Below are 8,780 nucleotides of genomic sequence, written 5' to 3'. Positions count from 1 at the left end.
CCTTGCGGCGGGGGATTTTGAATCCCCTGCGTCTACCGTTCCGCCACTTGGGCCCGGATCTTCCCTAGCCGGGCGGACGGGCTGCGTCCAGTGGCAATGCGGGCCCGGAGGGGCGCTTGACGGAGGCGGGCGGGCGTGGTCAACGGCGGCGGAGACGCCGCCGCGCAAGGGCCCGCCGATGCTTCGAAGCCTGTACGACCGCACCATGGCGCTTGCGGACCATCCGCGCGCCCTGTGGCTGCTCGCCGTGGTCGCCTTCGTCGAGAGTTCGGTCTTTCCGATTCCGCCCGACGTGCTGATGATCCCGATGATCCTCGCCGCCCCCACGCGCGCCTGGCGCATCGCGCTCGTGGCGACGCTCGCCTCGGTCGCGGGCGGCATCGCGGGCTACGGCATGGGCTACTTCTTCTACGACCAGGTCGGCGCGCCGGTGCTGCGCGCGCTCGGCAAGGGCGACGCCATGGACGCCTTCAACGCGCGGTTCAACGAGCTCGGGATCTGGGCGGTGCTGGTCGCGGGGGTCACGCCCTTCCCGTTCAAGGTCATCACCATCATGTCGGGCTGGACGGCGATGCCGCTCGTGCCCTTCGTGCTGTCGGCGCTGGTGGCGCGGGCGCTGCGCTTCTTCGTGGTGGCGGCGCTCCTGCGGGCCTTCGGCGCGCCGGTCCGCGAGTTCGTCGAGCGCCGGCTCGGGCTCGTGTTCACGGCCTTTTGCGTGGCGCTCGTGGGCGGCATGGTGCTGGTGCGGTACCTGTGACGCCGGCCTGCCGCGAAGGAGACCCCCGCCCATGACCGCACGCACCCTGATCCTGATGGCCGCCGGCGGCTCGGCCGCGCTCCTGCTCGGGGCCTTCGCCTTCCAGCACCTCGGCGGGCTGCCGCCCTGCGCGCTCTGCCTCTGGCAACGCTGGCCGCACGCGGCGGCGGCGCTGATCGGCGCGGTGGCGCTGGCCGTCCCCGCGGCGTGGCTCGCGCTTCCGGGCGCGCTCGCGGCGCTGACGACGGCCGGCATCGGCGCCTACCACGCGGGGGTCGAGCAGGGCTGGTGGGAGGGTCCCACCACCTGCACCTCGGGCAGCATCGGCGGGCTCTCGACCGACGAGCTTCTCGACCAGATCATGGCGGCGCCGCTCGTGCGCTGCGACGACATCGCCTGGCAGCTGGCGGGCATCTCCATGGCGGGGTGGAACGCGATCCTGTCGCTCGTCCTCGCGGCGCTCTGGATCGCGGCCTGGCGCGCGCGCGCCTGAGGCCGCCTCAGGCGCCCACCCTGCCCTGCGCGCTTCGCCGCGTCGCGAGCAGGAGCGAGGTCTCGGAGGTCGCGACACCGTCGAGCCGCCGGATCGCCGACAGAACCGCGTCGAGCGATTCGAGATCCGGTGTGCCGAGCTCGACGATCACGTCCCAACGCCCGTTCGTGCTGTGCAGCGCACGCACCTCGGGAAAGCCGCCGAGCGTGCGCAGGATGCGGTCGGTACCGCGGCCCTCGATGCCGATCATCATGAGCGCCCGGATCGCGTCGCGGCCCACGTCCTCCTTGAGCACCACGGTGAAGCCCAGGATCACGCTGTCGCGCCGCAGCCGGTCGATGCGCGTGCGCACCGTGGTGCGCGAGAGGCCGAGCTCGCCCGCGAGTTCCGACAGCGACGCCCGCGCGTCGCGCCGGAGCGCCGCCACGAGCCGGTGATCGGTGTCGTCCATTCCGCAGGTCTCCGCCGCCGTTTCGCGCAAGAGGCGCCCGATCCGGCCGGAATGGCCGCTGGACCTCTGCGCGATCCGGCACATACTGCCACCGGATTGCGAGGGCTGGAAGGGGACGCCATGACCGTGACCAAGACCGTTCTGCTGCTGGGCGCGCCGGTCGATTCGGGCAAGCGCCGGGCTGGCTGCCTGATGGGACCGGACGCCTACCGGACCGCGCGGCTGCCGCAGGCGCTGGAGGCGCTGGGCCACGAGGTGCGCGACCTCGGCAACGTGGCGCGGGACGAAGTCGACATGGCGGCCGATCCGCGCCTCTTCGCCCTTCCCGAGACCATCGGCTGGACGCAGGCGCTGTCGCGCGCGGCCTCGGACGCGCTGCCCCGGGGGCTGCCGATCTTCCTGGGCGGCGATCACGCGCTGTCCCTCGGGACCGTGCACGGCGCGGCAGCGCACGCGGCGCGCAGCGCACGGCCGCTCTTCGTGCTCTGGCTCGACGCGCATTCCGACTTCCACACCTGCGAGACGACGGACTCGGGCAACCTGCACGGCACGCCCCTGGCCTACGCCTCCGGGCGCGCGGGCTTTCCGGGCTTTCCGCCGGTCGCGCACCCGGTGCCCGAGGAGAACATCTGCATCGTCGGGCTGCGCTCGGTCGACGGGCCGGAACGCGTCGCGCTGGAGGCCTCGGGCATCCGGCGGCACGACATGCGCGACATCGACGAGAACGGCATCGGCCGGCCGCTCGGCGCCTTCCTCGACCGCGTGGCGGCGGCGGGCGGGCACCTGCACGTCTCGCTCGACGTGGACTTCCTCGACCCCGCCGTGGCGCCCGCGGTCGGCACCACCGTCCCGGGCGGCGCCACGGTGCGCGAGGCGCATCTCGCCATGGAGATGCTGCACGATTCGGGCCTCATGACCTCGCTCGACCTCGTGGAGCTGAACCCGATGCTCGACGAGCGCGGCCGCACCGCGCAGCTCATGGTCGACCTCGCCGCCTCGGCGCTCGGGCGGCGCGTCTTCGACCGCCCGACCCCCCGCATCCTCTGAGGTCCGCCATGACGCCCGCCGCTCCCGCCCCCTCCGACAAGGCCTTCGTCCCCTTCGTGTCGGTGGCCGACATGATGCGTCTCGTGCACCATGTCGGGCTCGACGAGATGCTGCGCCGCCTCGCGGCCCGGATCGAGGACGATTTCCGCCGCTGGCAGAGCTTCGACAAGACGCCGCGCGTGGCCGCGCATTCCCCGGTAGGCGTGATCGAGCTGATGCCCACCTCGGACGGCGAGGCCTACGGCTTCAAGTACGTGAACGGACATCCGCGGAACACCCGCGCCGGGCTGCAAACGGTCACCGCCTTCGGGCTTCTCGCGGACGTGGCCACGGGATACCCGGTCCTGTTGAGCGAGATGACGCTGCTGACCGCGCTGCGCACCGCGGCCATGTCGGCGGTCGCCGCGCGCCACCTCGCGCCGGCCGGCGCACGGACCATGGCGATGATCGGCAACGGCGCGCAGGCCGAGTTCCAGTGCCGCGCCATGCAGGCGATCTGCGGCATCGACGCCGTGCGGCTCTACGACATCGACCGCGCCGCGACCGAAAAATGCGCGCGGAACCTCGCGGACAGCGGGCTGTCCGTCACCGCCTGCGACAGTCCCGAGGAGGCGATCGAGGGCGCGCAGATCCTCACGACCTGCACCGCCGACAAGCGCAACGCCACGATCCTCACCGACAACATGGTGGGCGCGGGCGTGCACGTGAACGCGATCGGCGGCGATTGCCCCGGCAAGACCGAGCTTGCGACGGCCGTGCTGCAGCGGTCTTCGATCTTCGTCGAATATCCCGAACAGACGCGGATCGAGGGCGAGATCCAGCAGCTCGACCCCGACCACCCGGTGACCGAGCTCTGGCAGGTGATCGCCGGCACCGCGCCCGGGCGGCGGAGCGCCTCCGAGATCACGCTTTTCGACAGCGTGGGCTTCGCGATCGAGGACTTCTCGGCCCTGCAGGTGGTGCGCGCGGCGATCGCCGGCACGGCGTTCTACCAGCCGCTCGACCTGCTCGCCGACCCGGACGACCCGCGCGACCTCTACGGCATGCTCCGGCGTGCGGGCGGCACCCCGGCGGCGTGACCCGCGGGGGTCTTGCTCAGTCGCGCTTCTTGCCCAGGTGCTTCTTCAGCGCGCCGGCATTGCGCTCGCGCCGGCCGCGATAGGGATTGCGGTCCGCCTGGCCGCGCATTACCAGCCGCACCGGCGTGCCGGGCATGTCGAAATCCTCGCGCAGCCCGTTCACCAGGTACCGCGTGTAGCTTTCGGGCATCTTGTCGGGATGCGAGCACATGACCACGAAATGCGGCGGCCGGGTCTTGGCCTGCGTCATGTAGCGCAGCCGGATGCGCCGGCCGCCCGGCGCAGGGGGCGGATGTGCCTCGAGCATGGCGGCGAGCCAGCGGTTGAGCCGCGCGGTCGGCACCCTGCGGTTCCAGACCTCGTGCGCCTTCATCACCGCCGCCTGCAAGCGGTCGAGCCCGCGGCCGGTCTTGGCGGACACGGTCACGAGCGGCGCGCCGCGCAGCTGCGGCAGGAGCCGCTCGAACGCCTCGCGGAGCTCTGCGAGCTTCGTGCCCTTGTCCTCCTCGAGATCCCACTTGTTGACCGCGACGACCACCGCGCGGCCCTCGCGCTCGGCCAGGTCGGCGATGCGCAGGTCCTGCTGCTCGAACGGGATCGCCGCGTCGAGCAGCACGACCACCACCTCGGCGAACTTGACCGCGCGCAGGCCGTCGGACACCGACAGCTTTTCGAGCTTTTCCTGCACCTTGGCCTTCTTGCGCATGCCGGCGGTGTCGAAGATGCGCGTGGGCACCCCGCCCCAGTCGAGCCGGACCGAGATCGCGTCGCGGGTGATGCCCGCCTCGGGGCCGGTCAGCAGGCGGTCCTCGCCGAGGATGCGGTTGATGAGCGTGGACTTGCCCGCGTTCGGACGGCCCACCACCGCGACCTGCAGCGGCTTGGCCTCGGTCGGCACCGGCATCGCCTCGTCCGCCTCCTCGGAGACGTCGAGCGACAGGTCGGGCGCCTCGACCTCGATCGCGGCCTCGGCGGCCGAGAACCCGTCGGCCAGCGGCAGCAGCGCCGCGTAGAGATCGGGCATCCCCTCGCCGTGTTCGGCCGAGAGCGCGATGGGCTCGCCGAGCCCGAGGCTCCAGGCCTCGATCAGCCCGCCCTCGCCTGCCCGGCCCTCGGACTTGTTCGCGGCCAGCAGCACGTGGCGCGCGCGTCGGCGCAGGATGTCGGCGAAGATCTCGTCGGTGGGCGTGATGCCGGTGCGCGCGTCGATCACGAACAGGCAGATATCCGCCATCTCGACCGCGCGTTCGGTCAGCCGGCGCATCCGCGCGGGCAGCGAATCATCCGTGGCATCCTCGAGCCCGGCCGTGTCGATCACGGTGAAGCGCAGATCGCCGAGGCGCGCCTCGCCTTCGCGCAGGTCGCGCGTCACGCCCGGCTGGTCGTCGACCAGCGCAAGCCTGCGCCCCACCAGTCGGTTGAAGAGCGTGGACTTGCCCACATTGGGGCGGCCGACGATGGCGAGGGTAAAGGACATGGTGCGGACGCACTCCGGGGGCGCGGGATCGGAACCGCCCCGTTAGCGCATTTGCCGCGCGGTGAAAAGCCGGACCCGACGGGCGGGTCCGTCAGCGGTAGGCGTGCAGCACGCCGCGCTTCGAGACGACGTAGAGCGTACCGCCCGCCACGATGGGCTGTGTGGTCGCCCCTCCCGGGATCTCGGTTGTGCCCGACAGGCTGCCGTCCTCGGGGCGGAAGCTGCGGATCACGCCGTCCGAGGACGCGACGATCAGCTGCCCGCCGGCAAGCACGGGGCCGTGGTTCGCGTAGGCGCTGTCACGGCGGCGCGACGGCCGGCGCGAGCGTTCCCAGTCGGGCAGGTCGACCGCCCAGACGCGGCTGCCATCGGCGGCGTCGAGCCGCACCAGCTGGTTGCGGTCCGACACGAAGTACACCGACCCGCCGGCGGCCAGCGGGCGGTCGAGCGCGCCCTCGTTCGCGGTCCAGAGCCGGTCGCCCGAAAACAGGTCGAAGGCCGCGAAGCGGCCGGAATGGTTGCCCGCGTAGACGGCGCCGCCGTCGATCAGCGGGTCGCCGGTGATGTCGTCGATCGTCGACAGCGCCCGACCGCGCCGTCCGCCGGCCACGTCCTCGGACCAGAGCGGAAGGCCGCCCTCGCGGAAGGCGGTGCGCAGCGTGCCGTTGCCGAAGGCGAACACCACGCGGTCGTCGCCGATCGCCGGCGGCGGCGCGCCCGCCACGTTGTTGATGTCCGCGAGCCCCTCGGTCTGCCAGCGCACGCGGCCCGCATCGGCCTCGATCGCCCAGCCGACGCTGTCGCCCGAGGTGATGTAGACGAGCCCGTCGCGGTAGCTCGGCGCGCCGGTGGCGGTGGCCTGCAGCCGCTGCGTCCAGAGCTCGGTGCCCTGGCCCGGGTCGAGGGCCGTCAGCGTGCCGAAGCCCGAGGCGACGAAGAGCCGCCCGTCGCCGAGCGCGAGCCCGCCACCCTGCGCCTGGTAGTTCGCGTCGCGCAGCGGCGTCAGGTCGCGGGTCCACAGGACCTCGCCGGCGGCGGACAGGGCCGTGACGACAAAATCCGACGACATGGTGAAGACGCGCGTGCCGTCCGACACGGGGTCGACGTTCAGGCGCTGGCGCTTCTCGTCGCCCGCGCCGATGTCGCGCGACCAGAGCGGTTCGAGCGGCAGCGACAGCGCCGCGTGTGCCACGCGGGCATGCGGGCTGACCGGGCTCTGGGTCCAGGCGCCGTTCGCGGGGCCCGGCAGCGCCGCGGCGGCCGAGCGGTTCGGCGGCGGCGCCGCGTCGGGCACGCCCGTCTCGAGAACCTCGCGCACGCCCAGCCGTTCGCCCGGCAGGATCACGTCGCGTTCGCCGCAGGCCGACACGGCCGCAAGCCCTGCCAGGATAGTCGCCGTCTTCAGGTATCGCACCAAGCTGCCCTCGTCGTTCCGCGCCGGTCCGCCCCGCATTCTGGCGACCGTTCCGTCCCCTCGGCGGTCGCGCGGGCCTGTGTCACGTCAGGACGCGCCGCCGCTGTCGCCGCCGAGCGCCACAATCAACCGAGACGTCCGCTGGCGCAAGCCCTGGGTCGCTTCCGCGTCCGCGGCGATCGCCTCGAGCCGCGCGAGCGCCGCGTCCGTCTCGCCCGCCTGGATGTCGAGAAGCGCGAGCTGCTCCTCCGCCAGGAGCCTCAGCGGGTTGCCCGGCTCCGCCAGTGCCTCGAAGCCGATGCGGCGTTCCTCGGCGCTCATCGTGTCGGCGCCCGCGACCAGTGCCTTGAAGCTCGCGATGCGTCGGTAGATGTCGGAGGCGCCCGAGGTCGCGACCTCGGACAGGCGGGCAGGATCCGCGTCCGCCGCGCCCTCTTCGCCCGCCCCCGCGGCAAGCATCGCGCGCACCGCGGCTCCGCCCGGGTTCGGGGCCTCGACGGCCTCGAGGGCAGCGATGCGCGCCTCGGGCGTCTCGGCGTCGAGCGCCTGCAGCAGCGCCGTGCCGAAGGCCTGCGCCTGCGCCGCCTCCTGGGCCGCGCGGTATTCGCGCCACGCGGCGCCGCCGACGATCAGCAGGACCAGAAGCACCGCGATCCAGCCGTAGCGGCGCAGGTAGCCATAGAGCCGGTCGCGGCGGACCTCCTCGGTCACCTCGTCGATGAAACTGTCGGGGTTGCTCACGCCTGCCGCTCCTCAAGGTGCCTTCGTGGTGTTCGGCGCCCGTGTAGCCGAGCCGCGCGGAAGTGCCAAGTCGTAGGCATCGCCCGCGCGCATGTTGCCCGATTGCACGGGCAGGATTGCATTCCTGATCTAAACGCGCCAGTTCAGCGTAAGGATGTTAGAAAACGCATTGAAGAGCTTCCGGGGGGCCCGGCCCTCGTGAAGCGCGGCCTTCGCCGCGGGCCACCGGGCAAGGACAGGATTTCTGGATCATGAGGATTTTTCCGATCCTTCTGGCGCTCGTCACGGCCGCCGTTCTCTACGGCGTGGTGATCGAGCGTGACCGCCTGACCGCGATGCTGACCGGCGCGCCCGCCGAGGCCGCCGCGGACGCGTCCCCCGCCACGACCGAGCCGCCGCCTGCGGCGGCCCCCGGGGCCGACGCGGCGCCGCCGGCGATCGGTGTCATGGCGATGACGAGCCGCGCGCAGGAGATCGACAGCGCGGTGACGCTTCGCGGCGAGACCGCGCCCATGCGCGAGGTCGACGTGATGCCCGAGACCACGGGCCGCGTCGTGTCCGAGCCGCTGCGCAAGGGCGCGCGGGTCGCGGCGGGCGACGTGCTCTGCCGCCTCGATCCCGGCACCCGGCAGATCTCGCTCGAGGAGGCGGAGGCCGCGCTGGCCGAGGCCCGCGCCCGCGTGCCCGAAGCGGAGGCGCGGGTCCCCGAGGCCGAGGCGCGCGTGGCCGAGGCGGAGGCCTCGCTGGTCGAGGCGAAGATCAACGCCAACGCCGCCGACACGCTGTCGGGATCGGGCTTCGCCTCCGAGACCCGCGTGGCGGCCGCGCGCGCCGCGGTCCGCAGCGCCGAGGCCGCGGTGTCGAGCGCGAGCGCGGGCCTCGAGGCGGCGCGGTCCGGCCTCGAGAGCGCGGCCGCGCAGATCCGCTCGGCCGAGGCCGCGGTCGCGCGCGCCCGCGACGAGATCTCCAAGCTGACCATCGCGGCGCCGTTCGACGGCGTGCTCGAGAGCGACACCGCGGAACTGGGCGCGCTCCTGCAGACCAATGGCGGCGCGCCCTGCGCCACGGTGCTGGAACTCGACCCGATCAAGATCGTGGGCTTCGTGCCCGAGACCGACATGCCCCGCGTGGCGCGCGGCGCCGCGGCCGGGGCTCGCCTGACGGGCGGCGGCGAGGTGACCGGCACGGTCATCTTCGTCTCGCGTCAGGCCGACGCGCTGACCCGCACCTTCCGGGTCGAGATCGAGGCCGACAACCCCGACCTCGCGCTGAGCGCGGGCCAGACCGCCGAGATCGCCATCTCGGCCGAAGGCGCGCGCGC

General features: G+C 72.9%; 9 protein-coding genes. 5 read left to right on the top strand and 4 right to left on the bottom strand.

The window, feature by feature from the left end; all coding sequences use genetic code 11:
• Positions 1-178: 178 nt before the first annotated feature.
• Positions 179-757 (top strand): YqaA family protein, encoded by a 579-nt coding sequence (locus RISW2_RS21925; RefSeq protein WP_043775196.1) that lies wholly within the window; start codon positions 179-181, stop codon positions 755-757.
• Positions 758-788: 31 nt separating this feature from the next.
• A complete protein-coding gene (locus tag RISW2_RS21920; RefSeq protein WP_043775193.1) occupies positions 789-1,250 on the top strand; it encodes a disulfide bond formation protein B in 462 nt (153 codons plus the stop codon).
• A 7-nt stretch (positions 1,251-1,257) separates the two neighbouring features.
• Here the strand turns inward: RISW2_RS21920 and RISW2_RS21915 are convergent, their stop codons facing one another.
• Positions 1,258-1,701: an Lrp/AsnC family transcriptional regulator gene (locus RISW2_RS21915; protein ID WP_043775190.1), complete on the bottom strand. Its 444-nt coding sequence runs from the start codon at positions 1,699-1,701 to the stop codon at positions 1,258-1,260.
• A 120-nt stretch (positions 1,702-1,821) separates the two neighbouring features.
• Here RISW2_RS21915 and rocF point away from each other — a divergent pair, with 120 nt between their 5' ends.
• Positions 1,822-2,748 (top strand): arginase, encoded by a 927-nt coding sequence (gene rocF, locus RISW2_RS21910; protein WP_043775187.1) that lies wholly within the window; start codon positions 1,822-1,824, stop codon positions 2,746-2,748.
• An 8-nt stretch (positions 2,749-2,756) separates the two neighbouring features.
• Complete coding sequence (locus RISW2_RS21905) at positions 2,757-3,827, top strand: ornithine cyclodeaminase (protein WP_043775184.1); 1,071 nt, start codon at positions 2,757-2,759, stop codon at positions 3,825-3,827.
• A 16-nt stretch (positions 3,828-3,843) separates the two neighbouring features.
• Here the strand turns inward: RISW2_RS21905 and der are convergent, their stop codons facing one another.
• From der to RISW2_RS21890, 3 genes are all read right to left on the bottom strand, one after another.
• Entirely contained in the window at positions 3,844-5,304 is a 1,461-nt protein-coding gene (gene der, locus RISW2_RS21900) for a ribosome biogenesis GTPase Der (protein WP_043775181.1), read from the bottom strand.
• A 91-nt stretch (positions 5,305-5,395) separates the two neighbouring features.
• Positions 5,396-6,757, bottom strand: coding sequence for an outer membrane protein assembly factor BamB family protein (locus RISW2_RS21895; RefSeq protein ID WP_084615527.1), 1,362 nt, complete (start codon positions 6,755-6,757; stop codon positions 5,396-5,398).
• 48 nt (positions 6,758-6,805) lie between these two features.
• The gene (locus RISW2_RS21890; RefSeq protein ID WP_043775178.1) at positions 6,806-7,459 is read right to left on the bottom strand and encodes a hypothetical protein; all 654 of its coding nucleotides are present in this window, start codon (positions 7,457-7,459) and stop codon (positions 6,806-6,808) included.
• A gap of 251 nt (positions 7,460-7,710) precedes the next feature.
• On the opposite strand from RISW2_RS21890, the gene RISW2_RS21885 reads away from it, so the two are divergent.
• A partial coding sequence (locus tag RISW2_RS21885; RefSeq protein ID WP_043775175.1) for an efflux RND transporter periplasmic adaptor subunit occupies positions 7,711-8,780 on the top strand: 1,070 nt, incomplete at its 3' end.

The organism is Roseivivax isoporae LMG 25204 (assembly GCF_000521865.1).
GTDB classification, from domain to species: domain Bacteria; phylum Pseudomonadota; class Alphaproteobacteria; order Rhodobacterales; family Rhodobacteraceae; genus Roseivivax; species Roseivivax isoporae.
Note: the sequence above shows the minus strand (reverse complement) of the source record. Positions and strands in the feature narration are given on the sequence as shown.